This is a genomic window from Streptomyces sp. NPDC029138 (assembly GCF_055564375.1).
The window spans coordinates 40,328-63,703 of the sequence record NZ_JBVHWM010000050.1; the positions used below are offsets into that span (position 1 = coordinate 40,328).

A 23,376-nucleotide genomic window follows, 5' to 3' on the forward strand; every position below is an offset into this window, starting at 1 on the left:
GCGCGCCGCCCTACGCTCCCCCCATGGAGCTGGAGGTGAGGCACCTGCGCGTCCTGTGCGCCATCGCCGACACCGGCAGTCTGCACAAAGCGGCACGGCAACTCGGCCTGGCGCAGCCCTCGTTGAGCACTCAGCTGCGGCGCATCGAGCGCGCCCTCGGTGCTCAGCTCTTCGTACGCGGCCGCACCGGCTGCCACCCCACCCCGCTGGGCCTGGCCGTGCTGAGCCGTGCCCGGCCCCTGGTCACGGAGTTCGCGGCGATCGTCACCGAGACCAGGGCGGCGGCCGCCCGCGCCGCCGGCGGGTTCCAGCTGCGCATCGGCGCCACCGCGAGCCGGGCCATCCCGGGCTGGCTACGCCTGCTGAGGGCACGAGGCGCCGGACCCGGACCGACGCTCCAGATGAACGTGTCCGCCAACGCCCTGCTGGCCATGGTCGCCGCCGGCCGGCTCGACATGGCGTTCGTGCACGAGGTCGAGGGCAGCCCGCTGCGCATTCCGCCCGGCCTGTGCCTGCGCGTGCTCGTCGAGCGCGAACCGCAGTTCGTCACGCTCGCCGCGGATCATCCGGCCGCGTCGCAGCAGGAGGTGAGCCTTGCCGACCTGGCCGGTGACCGCTGGATGGTCGACTCCACGGTCGACGGCGAGTGGGACGGCCTGAGCCGGGTACTGCGCGCCGCGGGTCTGAACCCCGAGATGCTGCACGGTGACTACCTCACCGCGTACTCTCTGGCGGCCACCGGCGAGGTCGTCACGGTCAGCCAGCCGACCGCCCACCCGCGCCCCGACCTCGCGATCCGCCCGCTGAAGGGCGACCCGATAGGGGTACGCCTGCTGCTGGCGGCCCGCACCGAGGACGAACTGGACGAGGCGTACCCGGAGTTGGAGCAGGCGTACTGGACAGCGGCCCGGGAGGCGCCGGCCTACCGGGAGTGGCTGAAACGAGCGGGTGCGCTTGGCGCTCGGCCGAACACACCTGTCACCGCGTGATCGTCGCACTGCGCGAACCTCTTCCACTTCGCCTGCGCCGAGGACGGCGAGCAGCGGTACGCCTTCACGGTCCCCGGCGCCGACCGCCACCAGACGGGCCCGCTCCCGGCCGCTCTCCGCCCGGACGGCCTGTTCCCGGACGCCACCAGGTCCGCCACCGATGGCTCGGACCAGGACCGTGTGCGCCGGGGCCGGCGGAGTCGTACGTGACGCTCACGCTCACGCGCGGACAAGTTGCCCGGCGTTCGTCGTAGCGCACTGCGACGACCGTCGGAACATCGACTGGCAGGCCCCGACCCGACCGTGGGAATCGGGGACGTCGTCCTCGCCGCACAGCCATCACGGGCCGCTCGCTCAAGGGCAGTTGACGGACAGCTCTAAGGTGATCAAGTGACAGAACTCCGCATCCTTGATGACCACAGCGCATGGCGGCAGGACTTCGAACGTCGGCTGCACGCCTCCTACACGGCGGCCGGGCTCGGCGCGGGCGCGGCCGAGCGCATGCTCGAGGACATACGCGCCCGCATCGATGACTGGACCGTCGCCGAGATCACGGACTCCGGGACCCGAGTGGGGCACGTCGCCGTGGACGTGACCGACGACAAGGGCGTGCTCGTGGGCAGTATCGGCGACCTCCGCGTCGACACGCCCCACGCCGGCCGAGGGTACGAGCAGGCCGCCCGGGACTGGGCCGAGGCGTGGTGCGCGCAACGCGGCGCGCGCCGGCTGCGCGTACGGCTCACCGAGCCCGCCGGCGAACTGTTCGCCGGTTACGGCATCCGTGGCCAGCTCAGAGCGCGGCGCATCAGCTCCACGCCAGAACCGCTCGACGGCGTCACCGCACGGCCGATGACCCCGGGCGAGTACCCCGAGTGGCATGCCTCGGAGAAGGCCGCCTACATCGCCGACATCGTCAGGTCGGGAGCCATGAGCCCGGAGGAGGCCGCGCGCAAGTCCGACCAGGACTTCGAGAAGCTGCTTCCCCAGGGCCTGGCGACGCCCGACAACACGGTCCTGGTGCTCGAAGCGGCGGGCGAGCGGATCGGCACCGGCTGGTTGAGGCACAGGCATCTGCCGGGGGTGACGTACGGCTATTCGCTGTACGTCCAGGAGCGGCATCGCGGCAAGGGGTACGGCCGGGCCGCGATGGCGGCCGGTGAACAGGCCACGCTCGCGGCCGGTGACTCGATGCTGATGTTCACCGTGTGGGGCGGCAACGAGGTGGCCATGAACCTGTACACGAGCGCCGGGTACCGCGTCGTGGAGGAGTGGCGCTCCACCGACCTTCCTCACACCCTTCCCGGCACCGCGGCCTGACGCGACTCACCCCGGCCATGACCCCGGGGTGCTACTAAATTAGTAATTAATATTGACAGGGTTTCGGCCACGGGCCACAGTCTTCGCCGTGAAGCCCGGGCCTCCCCAGGGACGCGCCCGGCTCACACCTTCCCGCTTCCCAACCCCCGGGAGAGGCCCGTGACTTCCCAGTCGCCCACGCACAGCCCCCCACGCCACCGGTCCACCAAGCTGGCCCTCGCCGCCGCGATCACGGTCGTCCTCACCGCGTCCGCGGTCCCACCGGCCACGGCGGACACCGCGGTCGACCAAGGGGCGCCCGACTACTACGACAGCGGTCTCGCCCCGACGCCCTACATGGGCTGGAACACGTACTACGGACTCGGCGCGCCCACCGAGAAGGAGGTGCGCGCGGTCGCCGACGAAATCGTGCGCAGCGGTCTGCGCGACAGCGGCTACGACATCGTCTGGCTCGACGGCGGCTGGCAGGCGGACAACCCCCGTGACGCGCAAGGCCGGTTGGTGGCCAACCCGGACCGCTCCCCGTCCGGCATCCCGGCCCTGGTCTCCTACCTCCACCAGCGTGGCCTGCGCGCCGGCATCTACACCGACGCCGGTACCTACGACGGCGGCAAGAGCTGCGGACTCGGCAGCCGGGGCCACTACGCCGAGGACGCACGGCAGTTCGCCGGCTGGAAGATCGACGCGATCAAGGTCGACTTCCTGTGCGGCATCGGCGAGAAGCTCGATCCTGGGCCGGCCTTCAAGGAGTTCAGCGACGCCGTCGCCAAGTCGGGCCGGAAGATGCTGCTGAACCTGTGCAATCCGCTCACCGACGACTGGGGCCTGCCGCACACGCCCGAGCAGGACGCGCACAACACCTACGCCTACGCCCCGACGATCGCGGACTCCTGGCGCACCGGCACCGACATAGCCTGGGGCACCCCGAGTCCGGGGGAGTGGCCCAACATCCTGCGCAACATGGACGCCAACGCCTGGCACCCGGAGGCCCAGGGGCCCGGCCACTACAACGACCCGGACTACCTCATCCCGATGCGCCGCATGGCCGACGGCTCCCTGGAGCTGACGCAGGAGGAGTCCACCACCCAGTTCGTGATGTGGGCCGAGATGGCCTCCCCGCTCGTCCTCGGTTCCGATCCGCGCACCCTGACGCCGTCGATGATCGAGACGCTCCGCAACCCGGAGATCATCGCCGTCGACCAGGACCCGCTCGGCATCCAGGGGGTCCGGGTCGCCACGGACTCCGTCGGTGACGTGTACAGCAAGGTCCTGGCCGGTCACGGCGAGCGCGCGGTCGTCCTGCTCAACCGCTCCGACCAGCCGGCCGAGCGCACCGTGCACTTCGCGGACGTCGCCCTCGGCGGGTCCGTCGAGGTGCGCGACCTGCGGGCACGCGCCGATCGCGGCACGCACACCGGGTCGTACACCGTCGAGGTCCCCGCCCACGGCACCGCGTTCCTCCGGCTCACCGGGCAGGACGCGCCGCCCGGCACGAGCCTCGGGCAGAAGGCCTCGGCGAGCCCGGCCGTGGTGCGCGACGGCGACACGCTGACCACCTTCTTCCGGGGACCGCGCGGAACGCTCGTCCAGCACACGGCGGACGGCACGCGTCCGGCGCGGACCAGGGACCTCGCGGGCCCGGTCGGCGGACGGATTCTCGGCCAGCCCGCCGCCCACGCCTCCGCCGGCGGCCGTATCGACGTCTTCGTCCGTGGGACCGACCACCACGCCTACCGTCGGGTCTTCTCCGGCGGGCGCTGGGGCGACTGGCAGGATCTGGGCGGGCGGCTGACCGACGCGCCGACCGTGGCCTTCACCGATCCCGCGCACTGGACCCTCGTCGCGCGCGGTGCCGACGGCAGCGTCGTGCGGCGCGGCCCCTCGGCCGGCTGGTCGTCGCTCGGCGCGCCCGGTGGCCGGCCGGCGTACGGCAGGCCGTCCGCGGTCGTCGACGCCGACGGGCGCGTCCATGTCGCCGTACGCACCGCCTCGGACGACGTGTGGACCAGCTCGCGGGACCAGTCGGGACAGTGGTCGGCGTGGAGTTCGCTCGGCGGCACGGTGAGCGGCAGCCCGACGCTCGTCGCCGTGGGGGACGCCGTGGTGCTGTACGCGCGGGCGGCCGACTACACCCTGTGGCAGCAGCGGTACGACGACGGCGCGTGGCGGGGCTGGACCAAGCGCCAGGAGTTCCCCAGCGCGGCCTTCGACGGCGCGCTCGGAGCGGTCGCCGGACCGGACGGCTCGGTCGACGCGGTGTTCCGCGGTGTCGACGGCTACGTCCACAGAACCCAGTTCAAATAAATTAGTAATTAATATTGACGTGGTGAGATCGCCACGCGACTCTGGATCCGCCGCGAACGGGGCCCGGCCGTCAGAGGGCCGGCCCCGCCGCGCGGATCCACAGGGAGCCTCCATGACGAACCACCTGTCCGGCCGCCGGCACTTCCTCGCCGGACTCGGAGCCGCCGGAGCGACCGCGCTGCTCAGCGGCTGCGTCACCTCCACCTCCTCCGCCAAGTCCTCCTCCAAGGGCCCGGTGACCCTCCAGTCCAACCTGTCCGCACCGCAGGCCAAGGCCGCGATGGAGGACCTCGTCGCCGCCTACGCCACGAAGGGCAAGGGCCACGCCAGCCTGAACACCGTGGCCGCGGAGACCTTCCGCACCCAGCTGCCGACCTACCTGACCTCCGCCAACCCGCCGGACGTGTACACCTGGTACCCCGGCTCCGTGTCGGACGCCTACGCGAAGAAGAACCTCCTCCTCGACCTCGACGACGTCTGGAACGCGTCGCCCGACCTCAAGCGGTACTCGAAGGCGCTGAACAGCCTGTGCACCGCCGGCTCCGGCAAGAAGGTCTTCGTGCCCGCCACCTACTACTGGTGGGGCATGTTCTACCGGAAGTCGAACTTCGCCAAGTGGGGCGTGAGCGCGCCCACCTCCTGGGACGAGTTCCTCGACCTGTGCGACAAGCTCAAGTCCAAGGGCGTGGCGCCGATCGGGCTCGGCGCCGGCGGCAACACCCCGTGGGTCGCCTCGGCCTGGTTCGACTACCTCGACATCCGCATCAACGGCGCCGCATACCACCGCCAACTCCTCGCGGGCAAGCACCGCTTCGACGACCCCGAGGTGCGCAAGGTCTTCGACCGCTGGCAGGAGGTGCTGCCGTACTTCGACCCCGACGGCACCGCCGTGGCCTTCCAGGACGCCACGACCGCCCTGCTCAACGGCCGCACCGGCATGATGCTCATCGGCACCTTCTTCGCCGACGCCGCCCCCAAGAACGCCCTCGACGACATCGACTTCTTCCGCTTCCCCGTCATCGACCCAAAGGTCCCGCTCGCCGAAGAGGCCCCGACCGACGGCTACTTCGCGAGCGCCCGCACCGGACACCGCGACCAGGTCTTCGACCTGATGAAGTACCTCGCCACCGCCGAGGCGCAGGAGATCTACATCAAGGGCTCGTCCGGCACCGTCCTGCCCTGCAACCCCGACGCGAAGGACGCGGGCACGCCGCTGGTGAAGAAGGGCCGCGAGCACATCGAGCAGGCGGCCGAGCTGACGCAGTTCTTCAACCGCGACTCCAGCGACGCCCTCCAGCCCACCGCCGACACCGCGCTCACGAAGTTCATCGCCAGGCCGAAGGACATCGGCGGCATCCTCAGGGACTGGCAGCGCGACGCCGAGAAGATCTGGAACGCCTGACATGGCCGTCCTGACCGCCCCGCACCGGAAGTCCCCGGTCCCGGCGCCGCCCCGAGGCCGCCGGGCCCGGGGCCCCCGGCGCACACCCCCGCTGGTCCTCGCCTTCGTCCTCGTGCCCCTGCTCGCCGAGGCCGTCTGGGTCTTCTGGCCCGCGCTGCAAGGCTTCTACCTCGCCCTGACCAGCTGGGACGGCGTCTCCGCGCCGAAGTTCGTCGGCCTGGGCAACTTCCGGGAGATGGCGGGCGACACCGTCTTCCGCAGCGCCGCCGGCCACACCGTCCTGTGGCTGCTCCTCTTCGGCGGCCTGTCCGCCGTCCTGGGCCTGGCCGCCGCCCTGCTGCTCCAGCAGGAGCGCCGGGGCGTCGGCTTCTACCGCGCGGCCCTGTTCCTGCCCGTCGTCTTCTCCCTGGTGGCCACCGCCCTGGTCTGGCAGGCCATCTACCAGCCCGACGGCGTGCTCAACCGCCTCCTGGAGTCGGTCGGCCTGGACAGCCTGCGGCATGCCTGGCTCGCCGACCAGGACACCGCCCTGTACGCGGTGATCGTGCCCGCCCTGTGGCGGCAGATCGGCTATGTGATGGTCCTCTACCTGGCGGGCCTGAAGGGCATCGACCCGGCCCTGTACGAGGCGGCCAAGGTGGACGGCGCCGGCCGCTGGCAGCGCTTCCGCCATGTGACGCTGCCTCAGCTGCGCGGTGTCAACGCCGTCGTGCTGTCCGTCATCATCATCGACTCGCTGCGCTCCTTCGACGTGGTGTGGTCGCTGACCCGCGGCGGCCCCTACCACTCCTCCGAACTGCTGAGCACCTACATGTACTCCACCGCCTTCCAGTCCCTGCGCCTCGGATACGGCTCCGCCCTCGCCGTCGTGATCTTCCTGCTGGCCTTCGGAGTCATCGCCTCCTACCTGGTCCGGGCCTTCCGGGAGGCCGACTGATGTCCGCCGCGCACCCGCACACGTCCGCCCGCGCGCTGCGCCGCCGGCGGGCCGCCACCGCCGGCTTCCACCTCGGCGCCGGAGCGCTGGCCGTCCTGTGGCTGCTGCCGATCCTCCTGGTCGTGGTGACCAGCCTGCGGTCCTTCAACGACATCGCCGCGCACGGCCTGGGCAGTTGGCCCCGCTCCTTCACGCTGGACAGCTTCCGCCAGGCCTGGGTCGACGGCGGCCAGCAACGCGCCCTGATCAACAGCCTGATCGTCAGCGTCCCCTGCGTCCTGGTGACCCTCGCGCTGGCGGCCATGGCGGCGTTCGCCCTCAGCCGCTACGAGATGCCCTTCCGCCGCTCCCTGCTGCTGCTCATGCTCGGCGGCAACCTGCTGCCGCCGCAGATCCTGCTCATCCCGGTCTCCAAGCTCAGCGAGATGATGGGCGTCTACGACACCCTGCCCGCCCTGATCGGCGTACAGATCGGATTCGGCGTCGGCTTCTACGTGTTCGTCCTGCACGGCTTCATGCGCGCGATCCCCGCCGAGATCCAGCAGGCCGCCGTCGTCGACGGCGCCGGCCCCTGGCAGATCTTCTGGCGCGTCATCCTCCCGCTCACCCGGCCCGCGCTCGCCGCGCTCAGCGCGCTGTCCTTCACCTGGATCTTCAACGACCTGCTGTGGGCGATCACCGTGCTGCGCAGCGACAGCAGGATGCCGATCACCGCGGCGCTCATCGGTCTCCAGGGCCAGTACGTGTCCATGTGGAACGTGATCGCCGCCGGCTCCGTCATCGCGGCCGCCCCCACCGTGGCCGTCTTCCTCCGCTTCCAGCGCCACTTCGTGGCCGGCCTCAACCTCGGAGCAGTGAAGTGACCCCGCACCAGCGCTGGACGCTGCGCACCGAGCACACCAGCTACACCGTCCGGCTCTCACCGGACGGCCCCTGGGCGGAACTCGACGCGTGGGGACCGCACGGCGTGGAGGACGGTCCCTCGGCGCTGGACTGGTCCCACCGCACCCACTTCATCACCCCGGCGGACGCCGCCCCCGCGGAATACGTGCCGCACGGGCTGCGCCCGTTCACCGGCGCCGACCTCGTCGCCGCCCGGCCCGGCTCCGACCGAGGCGTGTGGTGGAGCTTCGAGGACGCCCGAGAGGGTCCCGGCACGCTCCGGCTCACCTTCACCGACGACGTCCTCGGCCTGCGCACCACCCTGTGCTACGCGACCGTTCCGGGCACCGACGTCCTGCACCGCTGGACCGAACTCACCTGCACGGGCGAGGAAGACGTACGGCTGGAGCGGCTGGACTCCGCCGCCGTGAACATCCCGGTCACCGCCGCCGCCCGGCTGACGTATCTGACCGGCCAGTGGTCGCAGGAGTTCCAGCACACCGAACTCGACCTGGCCCGGGGAACGTTCACCATGAGCAGCACCCAGGGAGTGCCCGGTCACGCGTACGCCCCCTGGCTCGCCGTCCAGGACGCGACGGCACCCCGCGACGCCCCCGCCCCCGCCTACGGCATCGCCCTGGAATGGCCCGGCAACTGGCACATCACCGCGCAGGCCGAACCCGGCGGCGCCGTACGGGTGCGCGCCGGACGCGTGCCGCACGAGGGCGCGGTGCGCCTGGCACCCGGCGACACCCTGACCACCCCCCGCCTCGCCTGCGCCTTCAGCCCGGACGGGCTCGACGGACTGTCCCGCGTCTGGCACCGCTACGAGCGCCGGCTCGCCGGTGAGCGCCTGCACCGCCCCCGCAAGGTCCTGTACAACTCCTGGGAGGCCACCGGCTTCGACGTCGACGCCGAGAGCCAGCTGGAGCTGGCGAAGGCGGCGGCCGACCTCGGCGCGGAGCTGTTCGTGGTGGACGACGGCTGGTTCACCGGCCGGGCCGACGACACCGGGGGACTGGGCGACTGGTACCCGGACCCGGCTGCCTTCCCGCACGGCTTCGACCGGTTCGTCGACGACGTCCGCGCCCTCGGCCTGGACTTCGGCCTGTGGATCGAACCCGAGGCCGTCAGCCCCGGCAGCCGCCTGCACGCCGAGCACCCGGAGTGGGTGTACCGCATCGACGGCCGCCCGGCGCGCCGCGTCCGCAACCAGCTCCTGCTCGACCTCGGCCGCACCGACGTGCAGGACTTCGTCCTCGCCACCCTCGACCGGCTGCTGACCGGCCACGCCATCGGCTACCTGAAGTGGGACATGAACCGCCCGCCGACCGAGCGGGGCCGTCCGGGCGCCGGCCCCGCGGACCTGCTGGACCTCGACGCCGAGCACGTCCACGGCTATCTCCGCGTCCTGGACCATCTGCGCGCCGCGCACCCCCACGTCACCATCGAGGGCTGCGCGGGCGGCGGCGGCCGGATCGACCACGCCACCCTGGCGCGCACCGACGTCGTCTGGCCCAGCGACAACACCGCACCCCTGGACCGGCTCCGCATCCAGTACGGCTTCCTGCACGCGCACGCCCCGCACGTCATGAGCTCCTGGGTCACCGACGCCCCCGGCGTGTTCGACCCCCGCCCGCGCAGTCTCGCCTTCCGGTTCGTCACCGCCATGTGCGGCGTCCTCGGCATCGGCGCCGACCTGCGGGCCTGGACGCCCGAGCAGCGCGCCGAGGCAGCCGGCTGGATCACCCGGTACAAGGAGGTGCGGGACGTCATCCACCACGGCGACGCCCGCCTGCTCGGCTCTCCCGGGGACGCCACCTGCGGAGTGCAGTACGACGCCCCCGACGCGCGCCGTACCGTCGTCGCCGCCTTCAGCACCGGCCGGCTCGACGGCGCCCCCCTCGTGCCGGGCCGCCCCGCCCGGCTGCGACTGCGCGGCCTGGACCCCGCCGCGGCCTACCGGGACGCCGCGACCGCGACCACGTACAGCGGCGCCCATCTGCTGCACTACGGGCTGCCCTGCGCGTGGACGGCCGATCACGACGCCGACCTGGTGGTACTGACACGGCAGTAGCCCGCACCCGCAGGCGACCAGCCACCCAGACGAGAAGGAGCCCCGCCCCATGGATTCCGCACGACGGCACGGCGCCCGCTTCACCGGCCGCACAGCCGTGATCACCGGAGCCGCCTCCGGCATCGGGGCCGCCACCGCCGAACGCCTCGCCCAGGAGGGCGCCGCAGTGGTCCTCGCCGACATCGCCGAGGAACCAGGCGAGGCCGTGGCCGCACGCATCACCAAGGACGGCGGCCGGGCCCGCTTCGTGCCCGCCGACGTCTCGGCAGAGCAGGACTGGCAGCGGATCGTCTCCGCCGCCCACGCCTACGGGCCCGTCGACGTGCTGGTCAGCAACGCCTACACCGTCGACGTGACCCCGGCCCACGAGATGTCCCTCGCCTCCTGGCAGCGGCAGCTGTCCGTCAACCTCACCGCCGCCTTCCTGGGCTTCCGGGCGGTCCTGCCCGACCTGCGCTCCCGCCGGGGAGCGGTCGTGCTCACCTCCTCCGTCCACGCCCACGCCGGCATCCCCGGCCATCCCGCCTACGCCGCCTCCAAGGGCGCGCTGCTCTCCCTGTGCGGCCAACTCGCCGTCGAGTACGGGCCCGAGGTGCGCGTCAACGCCGTCCTGCCGGGACCGGTGCTCACCGCGGCCTGGGAACGGGTGCCGCCCGAGGAACGCGAGCGCAGCGTCGTCGCCACCGCGGTTCGCCGCTTCGGCACCCCCGACGAGGTCGCCGCGGCCATCGCCTTCCTCGGCGCCGAGGAGGCCTCGTTCATCACCGGCGCGCACCTCGTCGTCGACGGAGGCTGGAGCGTCACGAAGGCCTCCGCGTGACGACCGCCGCCCGCACACGCGACCCGTGCGCACCCGGTCCATACTCGTCCGACACGTGCGCATCCGAACCCGTCCGACACGTGCGCATCCGAAGAGAAAGGCTGTACGACATGACGCCCTACGCCCGCCGCGGCGTGCACGGCCAGACGGTGGAGGCGCTGGCCCGCCGCATCCTGGGCGGCGAGATCCCCGAGGGGGCCACGCTCGACCTGGTGGCGTTGCAGAGCGAACTGGACGTCAGCCTCACGGCCCTGCGCGAGTCCCTGAAGGTCCTGGCCGCCAAGGGCATGGTCGACGCCCGCCAGAAACGGGGCACCTTCGTCCGGGCGCGCGCCGACTGGAACCTCCTCGACGCCGACGTCCTGCGCTGGCAGTTCGAGGGCGGCGGCGCCGACGAGGCCGACCGGGCGCTGCTGCGCAACCTGGCCGAGGTGCGGGCCATCATCGAGCCGGCCGCCGTCCGCCTCGCCGCCGAGCGCCGTACCGACGACGACCTCGTGGCCCTGGACGCCGCCCTCGCGGAGATGGGAGAGCACGACACCGACCCCGCCCACGCCGTCGACGCCGACCTCGCCTTCCACCGCGCCCTGCTCGCCGCCACCCACAACGAACTGCTGGAACGCATGGAGATGGTGATCGAGTCCGGCCTCGCCCACCGCGACCGCCTGGTCCACAGCTCCCCGCACAGCGAGGACCCGGTTCCGGCCCACCGCGCCGTCCTGGACGCCGTACGCGACCAGGACCCGCGGGCCGCCGAGGCCGCCATGCACGCCCTCCTCGAGCAGGCCGGGCGCGACCTGGACCGGATCGACGGCCCCGACGACACGAAAGGCACCGGCGGCAAGTGAAGATCGCCCGCATTGAGACGTTCCTGGTACCGCCGCGCTGGCTGTTCTGCCGGATCGAGACCGACGACGGCGTGGTCGGCTGGGGCGAACCCGTCGTGGAGGGACGCGCCGAAGTGGTCCGCGCCGCCGTCGACGTCCTCGCCGAACAGCTCCTCGGACAGGACCCGCTGCGCATCCAGGACCACTGGCAGGTGCTCACCAAGGGCAGCTTCTACCGTGGCGGCCCCGTGCTCTCCAGCGCGGTCGCCGGCCTCGACCAGGCCCTGTGGGACATCGCCGGAAAGACCTACGGCGCTCCGGTGCACGCCCTGCTCGGCGGTTCCGTGCGCGAACGCGTCCGGGTCTACGCCTGGGTCGGCGGCGACGAGCCCGCCGAGCTGACCGACCAGATAGCGGCCCAGGTGGAGGCCGGCTTCACGGCGGTGAAGATGAACGCCGCCGGGGCCACCTCGCCGATCACCACCCAGGCCGAGACGGCAGCCGTCGTCGCCCGGGTGGCGGCGGCCCGCGAGGTGCTCGGCCCCGACCGGGACGTCGCCGTCGACTTCCACGGCCGCTTCACCGCCGCCAGCGCCCGCCGCGCCCTCACCGAAGTGGCCCCTCTGCACCCGCTGTTCGTGGAGGAGCCGGTCCTCCCCGAGCACAGCCACCTGCTGCCCGGCCTGGTCACCGCCAGCCCGGTTCCCCTGGCCACCGGCGAACGGCTGTACTCCCGCGGCGAGTTCCTGCCCGTCCTCACCGCCGGGATCGCCGTCGCCCAGCCCGACCTCTCCCACGCGGGCGGCATCTCCGAGGTGCACCGGATCGCCTCGCTCGCCGACACCTTCGGCGCCCAGCTGGCCCCGCACTGCCCCCTCGGCCCCATCGCCCTCGCGGCCAGCCTCCAGATCGCTTTCGCCACCCCGAACTTCCTGATCCAGGAGCAGAGCCGCGGCATCCACTACAACAAGGACGCCGACCTGCTCTCCTATCTCGCCGACCCCGAACCGTTCCGGTTCGTCGACGGCCACGCCCGCCGCAACGACGCCCCCGGCCTCGGCATCACCCTCGACGAGGCCGCCGTACGCGCGGCCGACCGGCGCGGACACGCCTGGCGCAACCCCGTGTGGCGGCACCCCGACGGCTCGTTCGCGGAATGGTGACCCGCGTGCTCGACGTCGTCACCGACCCCGCCCACGGCGGCCGTTGGACCTCGCTGCGCGCGGACGGCCGCGAATGGCTCTGGCACCGCCCGGCACCGGAGCGGGACAAGGCCGTCCCCGGTGACGCGTTCATCGACGCGGGCGGACTCGAAGAGTGCGTGCCCACCATTCGTGGCCGCCCCGACCACGGCGACGCCTGGTCCCGCCCGTGGACCCGGGACGGCGACACCGAGCGCGTCGACTGCGACGCCTTCACCCTGACCCGCACCCTCCGCGCCACGCCCGACGGGGCCGAGGCCGACTACACGCTGACCGCCGAACCGGGCTTCCGCTTCCTCTGGGCGGCCCACGCCCTGCTCGACCTCTCGGAGCACGCCACCCTCCACATGACCGGCGGCGCGACCACCCGCCTGTTCCCGGAAGCCGCCCCCCTCCTGAAGGAGCCGTGGCCCGACGGCGCACCCTGGCTCGCGGGCTCCTGGCCCGCCCCGCGCGGACTGGCCCTCGACCGGCTCGGCCCCGACGACGGCACCGCGGTGGGAGCGGTCGTGGACACACCTGTGTGCTGCGTGCACGACGGCCGCGACCGGCTGTCCTTGAGCGTGCGGGTGACCGGACCCCGTGGGACCGAACAGCGTGCGGTCGCTCAACCGGTGGGCCGGCCCTGTGGAGTCGAGCAACCCGTGTCGATCGCCCTGTGGCGCAACCTCGGCGGCTTCCCCGAGGCGAACCCCTACCGCAGCACGGGCGTCGAGCCGATGCTCGGCCGCGTCTTCGATCTCGCCGACGCCGGCCCCGGGGATGCCGCCGAGGTGCCCGCCACGGGAGAGGCGCGCTGGCGCCTGACGCTCACCACCGCCTGCCGCTGCCCCTGAACCCCCAGCAAGGAGACCGGTCCGTGGACCTACCCGCCGCCCTGGCAGCCCACCGTCTGCTGGCCATCGTCCGTGGCCGCGACGCCGACGCCGCGCTGCGCACCGTACTCACCCTGACCGAGGAGGGCATCGACCTCATAGAGGTGTCACTCTCCGGCACAGACGCCCTCACCGTCATCGCGCGGGCCCGCGAACTCCTCGGTCCCGACCGCCCGTTGGGCGCCGGTACGGTCCTGACCGCCGACGACGCGCGTGCCGCCCACCGCGCGGGCGCGTCGTTCGTGGTCACACCCGGCCTGGGCGAAGCCATACCCGTGGCTCACGAGCTGGGCCTGCCGGTGCTCGCCGGGGTGTTCACCCCGACCGACGTGATCGCCGCCCGCAGGATGGGCGCGGCGGCACTGAAGATCTTCCCGATCGCGCAGGCCGGGGGAGCGGCGTACCTGAAGGCCCTGCGCGGCCCGTTCCCCGACGCCGCGTTCGTCCCCGTGGGCGGAGTGGACGAGGCCGTCGCCCGCGCCTGCCTCGCCGCCGGCGCGGCAGCGGTCGGCGTCGGTTCCCCGCTCGTCGGCGACGCCGCCGACGGCGGCAGCGTCGAGGCGCTCAGGACCCGCGCCCGCGCCCTCCGTACCGTCGTACGAGAGGTGGGACCGTGACCGCAGAGCCCCTCCCCGCCCGCCCTGACCGCCTCGAACTCGGTGAGGGCATCCGCTGGACCGGCACCGGGATCGTCCTCGTGGACCTCCTCGCCGGACGCCTCCTCACGGCCCCCGCCGATCCCACGGCCCCGCTGCTGTCCGTCGCGCGACTCCCTGTTCCGCTCGGGGCCGTCGCCCCCGTGGCCGGTCACCCGGGCACCTGGATCGCCGCCGCCGGAACCGGCATCTGCCTCCTGCACCCCGACGGCGCGACCAGCTGGCTGGCCCGCCCGGAGGACGGCTCCGCGCCCCGCATGCGCATGAACGACGCCGTGGCCGACCCCTCGGGCCGGTTCTGGGCGGGCAGCATGAGCTACGACGCCGACGAGGACGCCGGTTCCCTCTACCGTGTCGACCACGACGGCACCGTGCAACGCGTCCTGGACGGCATCACGGTGCCCAACGGCCCGGTCTTCACCCCGGACGGGCGCTCGATGTACCTGGCCGACAGCGCCCGAGGCGTCGTCCGCCGCTATCCGGTCGACCCCACGACCGCCCGGCTCGGCACGCCCGAGGTCTTCGTCACCGTGGACGACGGCAGCCCCGACGGGATGGCCATCGACGCGGAAGGCGCCGTGTGGATCGCCGTCTGGGGCAGCGGAACGGTACGCCGTCACCTTCCCGACGGCACGCTGGACCGCACCCTGCGGCTGCCCGCGAGCCGGCCGGCCGGTGTGTGCCTCGAAGGCGACGTCCTGCACGTCACCACGGCTCGGCTGGGCCTGAACCCGCCCGGGCCGTACGACGGCGCTGTGTTCAGCGTCCGGGTCGACGTGCCGGGCAGCCCCGCCGCGCCGTACCGGCCGGCTGCCTTGACCGTCCCGGCGTCGCCGGGGGCGGTCCGGGACGAGAGGCCCGGGAGGGGACCCGCATGACCGGGGCCGGGACCCAACCCCTGACGACACAACCTTGGCGCCCCGCCGCCGGGCGCGTGGTGTGCGTCGGCGAGACGATGGCGGCCCTGGTACCCGACCCGCCGGAACCGCTGGAGCGGGCCGGGCAGTTGAGCCTGTCGGTGGCGGGCGCGGAGTCGAACGTGGCCATGTACCTGGCCGACCACGGCATCCCGGTCGCCTGGCTCTCGGCCCTGGGAGACGACGCGCTGGGCAGACGCGTCCGCGCCACGGTGTCCGCCGCCGGAGTCGACGTCTCGCACGTACGCACCGACGCCCACCGTCCCACGGGTCTCCTGGTGAAGAACCCGGCCTCCTCCACCGGCACGCGCGTGCACTACTACAGGACCGGCTCGGCGGCTTCCGCACTCGGCCCCGAACTGCTGGACGCGGAGCCGGTGCGCTCGGCGGTTCTGCTGCACTTCACCGGCATCACCCCGGCCCTGTCGCCCTCGTGCCGGGAACTGGTGACCAAGGCCCTGACGACTCCCGCGCACGAGCGCTCCCACGCGGTCAGTTTCGACGTCAACCACCGCCCCGCCCTGTGGCCGGACGGCACCGCGGCCACCGTGCTGCGCCGGCTGGCCGACCGGGCGGACATCGTCTTCGTCGGCCTCGACGAGGCGCAGGGCCTGTGGGGCGAGGACCTGACGGTGACCGACGTACGGCACCTGCTCCCGCACCCCCGCATCCTCGTCGTCAAGGACGGCGCCCGCGCCGCCACCGCCCTCACCGAGCACGGCGCGTACACCGTGCCGGCGCTGCGGGCGACGGTGGTCGAACCCGTGGGCGCCGGCGACGCCTTCGCCGCGGGCTTCCTGGCGGGCCTGCTGAGGGGCCTCACGACGCCGCAGGCGCTCAGGCTGGGCCACGTCACGGCGGTGTCGGCGCTCCGAGTGGCAGGAGACCACGGCCCCCTGCCCGCCCCGCCCCGGATCGAACGACTCCTCACCTTGCCGGCCTCGGAGTGGGAGGCACTCGGCCGGGTGCGGGAGCGGACTCCTCCGGGCCCGGAGTGCTAGCCAGGCGGAACCGGCCACCGCCACCAGATGTCCGCCGACGAGGGTACGGGGCACACACCGCGAGGCCCCACGCAAGGGGCGGGCCATGCCGTCCGGGCAGTGAATCTGGGTATACACCTCTCAATGGAGACAAAACACGCATACTGTCGCCGCGTGTTCCGGGAGGCACGATGAGCCAGCAGCCAGTCCTTCTCCCTTACGCCGACCCGGCCTTCGTGGCGGACCCCTTCCCCCTCTACCGGCGACTCCGCGAGGACGGCCCGGTCCGCCGCGCGGTCATCGCCGGCGGCCTGGACGCCTGGCTGGTCACCCGCTACGAGGACGGGCTCGCCGCGCTGTCCGATCCCAGGCTGAGCAGCGATGTCCGTGACGCCTCCGATCCCCGCCTCATCGAACAGCTGCCCGAGTTCGAGCGTGAGTCGATGATGAGCACCATGCTGCGCTCCGACCCGCCCGACCACACCCGGCTGCGCCGCCTGGTGTCGAAGGCGTTCACCGCGCGCCGGGTCGCCGAGCTGCGGCCCCGGATCCAGGAGGTCACCGACCGCCTCCTCGACGCGGTCGTCCCGACCGGCCGAGCCGAACTCGTGGCGGACTTCGCGCTGCCCCTGCCGGTCACCGTCATCAGCGAACTGCTCGGCGTGCCGGTGGACGACCGGTACGACTTCCAGCGGTGGACCGACGCCATGCTCGTACGAGGGGAGAAGATGCCCGACCCGGTCGTCGTCGATGAGGCGTGGCAGCAGATGCGCGCCTATGTGACGAAGCACCTCGAATCCAAGCGTGCCCGGCCGGGGGACGATCTTCTCAGCGCCCTGATCGACGCCCACGACCAGGAGCGGCGGCTGAGCCACGACGAGCTGATCGCCATGACGTTCCTGCTGCTGGTGGCCGGATACATCACGACGGTCAACCTGATCGCCGGCGGCATCGCCGCGCTCCTCACCCACCCCGACCAGCTGACCCTCCTGCGGGACCATCCGGAACTGCTGCCCGACGCGATCGAGGAGTTCCTCCGCTACGACGGCCCGGTCAGCCCGGGCATCGCCCGTTTCGCGCGCGAGGACGTCGAGATCGCGGGTGTGACCGTCCCGCGCGGCGCAACCGTACTCATCGCGTCCGCGATCGCCGACCGCGACCCGGCACGGTTCCCCGAGCCCGACCGGCTGGACATCACCCGGCGGGACAACGGCCACCTGGCCTTCGGCCACGGCATCCATTACTGCCTGGGCGCGCCGCTGGCCCGGCTGGAGGGCCGGATCGCCGTCGGGACGGCCCTGCGCCGCCTGCCGGACCTGGCCCTGGCCGTGCCGCCGACGGAGCTGACCTGGCGGCCCGGCGGCCTCCGCGGCCCGGCGCGGCTGCCCGTCACGTTCACCCCCGGCGGCCGGGCGGGCTGAACACCGCCTGCCGCCCCTCTGGCCACCGCGGTCACCCTGGGGCCGAGGGGGCAGCTGTATGGCCCCTCGGCCTCACCCCCCATGGTCATCCCGACCTACGGTGGAGACGAGATCACCCGAACCGACGGGAGAAGAGCAGGTGGAGATCGTTGCGTACGGCGTCCTCGCGGACGAGGAGCCCCTGCTGCGAGAGACGTTCGACCAGGCGTTCGCGGACCGTCACGAGCTGCGCTGCCTGGGCCTCTTCCTGGACCGGGACACCGTGCCCACCGCACGCGGCCACGAGGTGGTGGTCAGCAGCGTCAACGACACCCTGGACGCCGAGGTGCTGCGTGCCCTGGCCGAGGGCGGGACCCGGATGATCGCCCAGCGGTCCACCGGCTACAACAACATCGACCTCGGTGTCGCCGAGGACATCGGCATGTCGGTGGCCCGGGTCTCGTACTACTCGCCGTACTCGGTGGCCGAGTTCGCCTGGACCCTGGCGCTCGCGGTCAACCGCCGGATCGTCCGGGCCGTGCAGCGCACCCGGGAGTTCGACTTCGGCTCGACGGCCTGATGGGCCGGGATCTGCGTGGCCGTACGGCCGGCGTGGTGGGCACCGGCAAGATCGGGACCGCGTTCGCGCGGATCGCCCACGGCTTCGGCATGCGGCTGCTCGGCTGGGACATCGCCGAGAGTGCCGACTGCCTCGCCCTCGGCATGGAGTACGTCCCGAGGGAACGGCTGTTCGCCGAGGCGGACCTGGTCAGTCTGCACGTGCCTCTGCTGCCCGACACCCATCACCTCATCGACACCAAGGCCCTGGCGCTGATGAAGGACGACGCCATCCTGATCAACTCCAGCCGGGGCGGCCTCGTGGACACCGACGCCCTCCTGGAGGCGCTGCGCGCGGGGCGGCTGAGCGGCGTCGGGCTCGACGTGTACGAGGAGGAGGCGGGCGTCTTCTTCCTGGACAAGTCGCTGGAGGTCATGACAGACGAACGCCTCGCGAGGCTGATGACCTTCAGCAACGTGCTGGTCACCTCACATCAGGCGTACTTCACCAGGGATGCCGTCGGCCAGATCGCGCAGACCACGGTCGCCAACATCGAGGACTACTTCGCGGGCCGCACCAGCGACAACACGCTGGTCGGGCCCGGGACGGCGTGACACGCGGTCTCGGCTGTATGCAGATTTGGCCCCCGCTGGTCCGCCGTCCCGGGAGTGGCGGACCAGCGCCTGCGAAGGCACCGTCGCGGGGTAAACGGAACCTACGCTTCCAGTGGTCGCCGACGGAAGACCTGAGGATGTGGTCCACCTCACATGGGCCCGATGGGTCCGTCGGCACTCCGCTGACCTGCGGAAACGTACGAGATCACGGCAGACCGGCGCACAGGGGAACCCGTTCGTCCCACTATCTGGGCGAGCCCTCCGACACGGACGTGGACAGGGTGAGGACCGCACAGAAAGCGGCCCCGGCGCCGAGCAGGGCGCTGGGGCAGGTGGCGCCGTCCAGACGGGCGAGCCCGTCCGGTGCTCGCCGCCGAACGTTCCGGCTGATCACGGCATCCTCCCGTTCGTCCAGGGAAGACCCGACATCCCGAGGAGTGCGAACACTATGAACGCAACGCCCGCGACCATGGCTCCACTTGAGGCTGATTCATAACATCCCGGCTGACGCCGGAGTTGAATGCCGACCGACGTGGGAGCCGCACCGTGGACAGACCAAGAACCCCCGCTCACCTCCTTCGCAGTCTCCGCTGCCGCCGGCGCCCGCGCCGCGGGCTGGTGGCCGGCCTCGCCGCCGTAGCGGTCGGAGCCCTCCTGAACGTCCCCTCCGCGCGGGCGGACACAGGACAACCGACGCCCGCGGACTGCCCGGCCGGCCTGACAGGCAAGGCCACGTGCTACACGGGCCAGGACGCGAATGGCGCGTACTTCGCCATGGCGGTCCCGAAGAGATGGAACGGGTCACTCGTCGTCCACGCACACGGCGGGCCCGATCTGGGTGAGGGCTCCGATCCCGAACGCGGTATCGGGGACCTCGACCGCTGGTCGGTCATGGTCGACGAGGGCTACGCCTGGGCCGGCTCGTCCTATAGGCGCGGCGGATACGGCACCCGCATGGCCGCCGCCGACACCGAGAACGTGCGCCGCCTGTTCGTGTCGACGTTCGGCAAACCCAGGCGTACTTACATACACGGCCAGTCGTGGGGCGGCGATGTGGCCGCCAAAGCGGTGGAGACGTACGGCGGTCCCAACGGGCCGTACGACGGGGCCCTGCTCACCGACGGCGTGCTCGCCGGCGGCTCTCGCGGCTACGACTACCGCGTCGACCTGCGGGTGGTCTACCAGTACTACTGCAAGAACCTGCCCCGTCCGTCCGAGCCCCCGTACCCCCTGTGGCAGGGCCTGCGCCCCGGCTCCACCCTGACGACGGCGGGGCTGCGCGCACGCCTACAGGAATGCACCGGCTACGCCTCCGCCCCGCAGGACCGCACGCCACAGCAGCAACGCAATCTCGACGACATCCTCGCCGTCACCAAGATCCCGGAACGCACACTCGAGTCCCACCTGCGCTTCGCCGTCTTCACCTTCCGGGACATCGTCCACAACCGTCTCGGCGACCGGAACCCGTTCAGCAACCAGGGCGTGCGGTACTCGGGATCGCACGACGACACGGCCCTGAACGCCGGAGTGGAACGCTTCACCGCCGATCCGGCCGCCGCGCGCGACCTCTCCTACGACAGTGATCTCACGGGCAAGGTCGCCCTTCCCGTGCTCACCCTCCACGCGATCGACGACCCCACCGCGTTCGTCGAGCACGAGGCGGCCTACCGCGCCACGCTCCAGGGTGCCCACCGGGACAGGTACCTGGTGCAGACGTTCACCGAGGAACACGAGCACAGTCAACTGAGCAACTCGGAGTACGCCAACTCCGTCACCGCGCTGGACACATGGGCGCGCACGGGAGAGAAGCCGACTCCCCGGACGATCGCGGCCTCATGTGCGGCATTCGACCGTGTCTATGCCACCGGATGCTTCTACGACGCGCGGTTCCGCCCCTCCGCCTACGCCTCTCGCGTCGCCGCCCGCCCGGGCGGCCTCGACTGGCCGGCCATGACGGCACGCCAGGAGAAGGCGTGGAGCCGTGTCCCCGGCGTCGGCATCTCGTGATACACGTAGGCTCTTGGTGCGGCAGGGCCGGTCAGGGGTGCGTCGGGCCTGTGCGCGAGGGGTCGGACGAGGGGAGCGTTCCGCGGTGACGCAGGCTCATGAGGAAGAGGTGCTGGCCCGGATCGCCAAGGGCCTGGTCTACACCGAGTCGGAAGCGGCCTTCCAGGCGCCTCTGCGCCGCACCGAGGAGATCTTCGAGTACAACCACACACCACCGGGCGAGACGGAGAAACGCCGTGCGCTGCTCCTCGCGATCTTCGGCTCGGTCGGTGAACGCACGGTGCTGCTGCCGCCGTTCCACGCCGGGTTCGGCAGCAACGTCCACATAGGCGATGACTTCTTCGGGAACGTGAACCTCACGTTCGTCGACGACGTGGACATCCGTATAGGCGACGGTGTCATGATCGCGCCCAGCGTGACCCTGACGACGACGGGACACCCGGTGCACCCCTCGCGGCGCGCCGACTTCGGCCGCTTCTCGGAACCGATCGTGATCGAGGACAAGGTGTGGATCGGCAGCAACGCGGTGGTCCTGCCGGGCGTCCGCATCGGATACGGCTCGGTCATCGGCGCCGGCAGCGTCGTCAGCCGCGACATCCCCCCGATGACCGTCGCCGTCGGAACCCCGTGCCGGGTGGTCCGCCCCATCACGGAGGACGACCTCAGCACACGCACAGCCGGGAACTAGGTCGCCGTGTTCAGCCTGGGGCAAGGCTGACGAACGGCCTCGCAGAACGACTGCTCGGCCGACCGCACCTGCCGTGTCACTTCTCTTCCGCCCAGGCGAGCCCGATCCGCATCCCGCTGAATCGCCGGCCCGCCGAGGTCCGCAGCGCGGTGCGGGCGACGCGCGGGCCGCTCGTCCGGTAGGGCGGTTCGTCGTCGCGGTGGAAGTACGTCAGCTCGGTGCTCGTCCAGCAGGTTGGCCAGGCGGGCGAACAGCTCGGCGATCGGGGAGCGACGGCCGCCAGACCGAACGTCCGGGTGACCCGCCTCCCCTCAGCGAGCCTCCAGCAGGGCACGCAACGCCGCCTTGTCCGGCTTGCCGCTCGCCGCCACCGGAACCTCGGTGATGCTGACGACACCGACCGGGACGCCGGCCTCGCCGAGTTCCCGCGCCACCAGCTTGCGCAGCGCGTCCGCGTCCGGCACGGCTCCGGGCTGGGGGACGACGAAGGCGTGGATCGCCTCGCCGGTCCGCTCGTCCGGAACCCCGACGACGTACGCCTGGTCGACGTCGGGATGGGAGGCCAGGACCCGCTCGATGGGGCCCGCGTAGTGGATGATGGCGTTGACGATGACGATGTCGCGCGTGCGTCCGGACAGCCGCAGATACCCCCGCGCGTCGAGTCGGCCGAGGTCCCGGGTGCGGACCCAGCCGTCCCGCAGGACGTCCGCGGTCTCCTGAGGGTCCTCCCAGTAGCCGCAGAACGCGTCCGCCAGCCGGACCCACACCTCGCCCGTCCGGTCCGCGGGGAGGTCGCGTCCCTCGGGGTCCCGCACGGCCAACTCGACGGTGTCGATCGGGCGTCCGACGCTGTCCGCGAGAGCGGGATCGGCCGCCAGCTCCTCGGGTTCCAGGACGGTGAGCATGCCCGTCTCCGTTTGGCCGTAGGCGTGGTGGACCACCGGTCCGAGCAGCTCGGCCGCCTCGGTCAGCCGGTGCGGAGCGAGCGGGGACCCGGCCACGACGAGGGCGCGCAGACTGCTCGTGTCCACGGTCCGGTCGCGCACGGCGTCGAGGATGCCGTACAGGCGCGGCACCGTCGTCATGCAGGCGGTGATGCGATGGTCGGCGAAGACCTCGGGGAATTGCGGGGGCTGGTCCGGGATGACGGCGGTGCCTCCGCCCAGCAGCGACAGAGACGCGTGTTCGAACATGACGGCGCTGCTGAGCGTGCCGAAGAGCAGGAAGCGTGCGTACCGCGCGGCGAGGCGCCGGGTGCGGTCGGTCCAGCGGGCGGGTTGCAGGGCCCAGTCCTCCGACAGGGCGCCGTAGGTCACCATCGTGCCCTTGGGGCGGCCGGTGCTGCCGCTGGTGAGGTGGATGACGCCGATGCCGTCGCGGTCGCCCCGCGCGGTGAGGTCGTCGGGGCCGGGCGTGACGGGGGCCGGGGGCCGTAACGCGCCGCCGGTTTCCAGCAGCGGGATGTCGCCCGCCTCGGCGGCCAGTTCGGGCCGGCTCGCGGCGTCGTCCGTCACCACGGCGTCGACGTCGCGGGCGAGGATGTCGCGCAGATGCTCGCGGGTCAGCCCGGGGCGCAACCCGATCACCTGGCAGCCGACGACATGGGCGGCGACGCGGACGGCGAACGCCTCCGGCGTGACACCGGTGTCGAGGACCACGCGGGACCCGGCGGTCAGGCCCGCACCGCGCAGGCCTCTGACGAACCCGGCGATCAGTACGAGCACCTCCCCCCTGGTGACCGCGCGTCCCCGGTACTCGAAAGCGGGCAGGTCGGGAGCGTCGCGGAACGCGTCGACGAGCGCTTGCGGAAAGACTTCCCCGGGCTTTTCGTCCACTTCGTCTCCACTCTGGGCCGGAAATCGACGTAAAGGCAGTGTGAATGACTGGAAAACGACCATGCGGGGTGTGCTCGGCGCACTCGAC

General features: G+C 72.2%; 18 protein-coding genes and 1 pseudogene. 18 read left to right on the forward strand and 1 reads right to left on the reverse strand.

The features are described 5' to 3' along the window. Positions 1-23 precede the first annotated feature (23 nt). From ACZ4WH_RS30705 to ACZ4WH_RS30790, 18 genes and pseudogenes are all read left to right on the forward strand, one after another. On the forward strand, positions 24-989 hold the full coding sequence (locus ACZ4WH_RS30705) for a LysR family transcriptional regulator (protein ID WP_468186877.1): 966 nt from the start codon (positions 24-26) through the stop codon (positions 987-989). A 390-nt stretch (positions 990-1,379) separates the two neighbouring features. Continuing rightward, positions 1,380-2,306 (forward strand): GNAT family N-acetyltransferase, encoded by a 927-nt coding sequence (locus tag ACZ4WH_RS30710; protein WP_468186879.1) that lies wholly within the window; start codon positions 1,380-1,382, stop codon positions 2,304-2,306. 159 nt (positions 2,307-2,465) lie between these two features. Beyond that, complete coding sequence (locus ACZ4WH_RS30715) at positions 2,466-4,610, forward strand: DUF8189 domain-containing protein (RefSeq protein WP_468186882.1); 2,145 nt, start codon at positions 2,466-2,468, stop codon at positions 4,608-4,610. A gap of 112 nt (positions 4,611-4,722) precedes the next feature. Beyond that, a complete protein-coding gene (locus ACZ4WH_RS30720) occupies positions 4,723-6,012 on the forward strand; it encodes an ABC transporter substrate-binding protein (protein ID WP_468186885.1) in 1,290 nt (429 codons plus the stop codon). Position 6,013: 1 nt separating this feature from the next. Beyond that, positions 6,014-6,949 (forward strand): carbohydrate ABC transporter permease, encoded by a 936-nt coding sequence (locus ACZ4WH_RS30725; protein ID WP_468186888.1) that lies wholly within the window; start codon positions 6,014-6,016, stop codon positions 6,947-6,949. After that, positions 6,949-7,812 carry a carbohydrate ABC transporter permease gene (locus ACZ4WH_RS30730; RefSeq protein WP_468186891.1) on the forward strand — a complete coding sequence of 288 codons (864 nt, stop codon included), beginning with the start codon at positions 6,949-6,951 and terminating at the stop codon, positions 7,810-7,812. The genes ACZ4WH_RS30725 and ACZ4WH_RS30730 overlap by 1 nt, the downstream gene beginning before the upstream one ends. Then, positions 7,809-9,908, forward strand: a complete 2,100-nt coding sequence (locus tag ACZ4WH_RS30735; protein WP_468186894.1) for an alpha-galactosidase — start codon at positions 7,809-7,811, stop codon at positions 9,906-9,908. Before ACZ4WH_RS30730 ends, ACZ4WH_RS30735 begins: the two co-directional genes overlap by 4 nt. A 49-nt stretch (positions 9,909-9,957) precedes the next feature. Then, the gene (locus ACZ4WH_RS30740; protein ID WP_468186897.1) at positions 9,958-10,728 is read left to right on the forward strand and encodes an SDR family NAD(P)-dependent oxidoreductase; all 771 of its coding nucleotides are present in this window, start codon (positions 9,958-9,960) and stop codon (positions 10,726-10,728) included. A 110-nt stretch (positions 10,729-10,838) separates the two neighbouring features. Continuing rightward, a complete protein-coding gene (locus ACZ4WH_RS30745; protein WP_468186900.1) occupies positions 10,839-11,576 on the forward strand; it encodes a FadR/GntR family transcriptional regulator in 738 nt (245 codons plus the stop codon). Further along, positions 11,573-12,718, forward strand: coding sequence for a galactonate dehydratase (gene dgoD / locus ACZ4WH_RS30750; protein WP_468186903.1), 1,146 nt, complete (start codon positions 11,573-11,575; stop codon positions 12,716-12,718). The genes ACZ4WH_RS30745 and dgoD overlap by 4 nt, the downstream gene beginning before the upstream one ends. Before the next feature lie 5 nt (positions 12,719-12,723). Continuing rightward, positions 12,724-13,593 (forward strand): hypothetical protein, encoded by an 870-nt coding sequence (locus tag ACZ4WH_RS30755; protein WP_468186906.1) that lies wholly within the window; start codon positions 12,724-12,726, stop codon positions 13,591-13,593. Positions 13,594-13,616: 23 nt separating this feature from the next. Further along, positions 13,617-14,249, forward strand: a complete 633-nt coding sequence (locus ACZ4WH_RS30760; RefSeq protein WP_468186908.1) for a bifunctional 4-hydroxy-2-oxoglutarate aldolase/2-dehydro-3-deoxy-phosphogluconate aldolase — start codon at positions 13,617-13,619, stop codon at positions 14,247-14,249. Further along, positions 14,246-15,166, forward strand: coding sequence for an SMP-30/gluconolactonase/LRE family protein (locus ACZ4WH_RS30765; RefSeq protein WP_468186911.1), 921 nt, complete (start codon positions 14,246-14,248; stop codon positions 15,164-15,166). Before ACZ4WH_RS30760 ends, ACZ4WH_RS30765 begins: the two co-directional genes overlap by 4 nt. Further along, complete coding sequence (locus ACZ4WH_RS30770) at positions 15,163-16,206, forward strand: sugar kinase (RefSeq protein WP_468186914.1); 1,044 nt, start codon at positions 15,163-15,165, stop codon at positions 16,204-16,206. Before ACZ4WH_RS30765 ends, ACZ4WH_RS30770 begins: the two co-directional genes overlap by 4 nt. A gap of 170 nt (positions 16,207-16,376) precedes the next feature. Continuing rightward, positions 16,377-17,606 (forward strand): cytochrome P450 family protein, encoded by a 1,230-nt coding sequence (locus ACZ4WH_RS30775; RefSeq protein ID WP_468186917.1) that lies wholly within the window; start codon positions 16,377-16,379, stop codon positions 17,604-17,606. 139 nt (positions 17,607-17,745) lie between these two features. Continuing rightward, positions 17,746-18,758: pseudogene (locus ACZ4WH_RS30780) on the forward strand (2-hydroxyacid dehydrogenase). A gap of 546 nt (positions 18,759-19,304) precedes the next feature. Further along, entirely contained in the window at positions 19,305-20,765 is a 1,461-nt protein-coding gene (locus ACZ4WH_RS30785; RefSeq protein WP_468186920.1) for a hypothetical protein, read from the forward strand. An 85-nt stretch (positions 20,766-20,850) separates the two neighbouring features. Next, a complete protein-coding gene (locus ACZ4WH_RS30790; RefSeq protein ID WP_468186923.1) occupies positions 20,851-21,453 on the forward strand; it encodes a sugar O-acetyltransferase in 603 nt (200 codons plus the stop codon). Between the two features lie 311 nt (positions 21,454-21,764). Here the strand turns inward: ACZ4WH_RS30790 and ACZ4WH_RS30795 are convergent, their stop codons facing one another. Then, complete coding sequence (locus tag ACZ4WH_RS30795) at positions 21,765-23,288, reverse strand: class I adenylate-forming enzyme family protein (protein WP_468186926.1); 1,524 nt, start codon at positions 23,286-23,288, stop codon at positions 21,765-21,767. Positions 23,289-23,376: the final 88 nt, after the last annotated feature.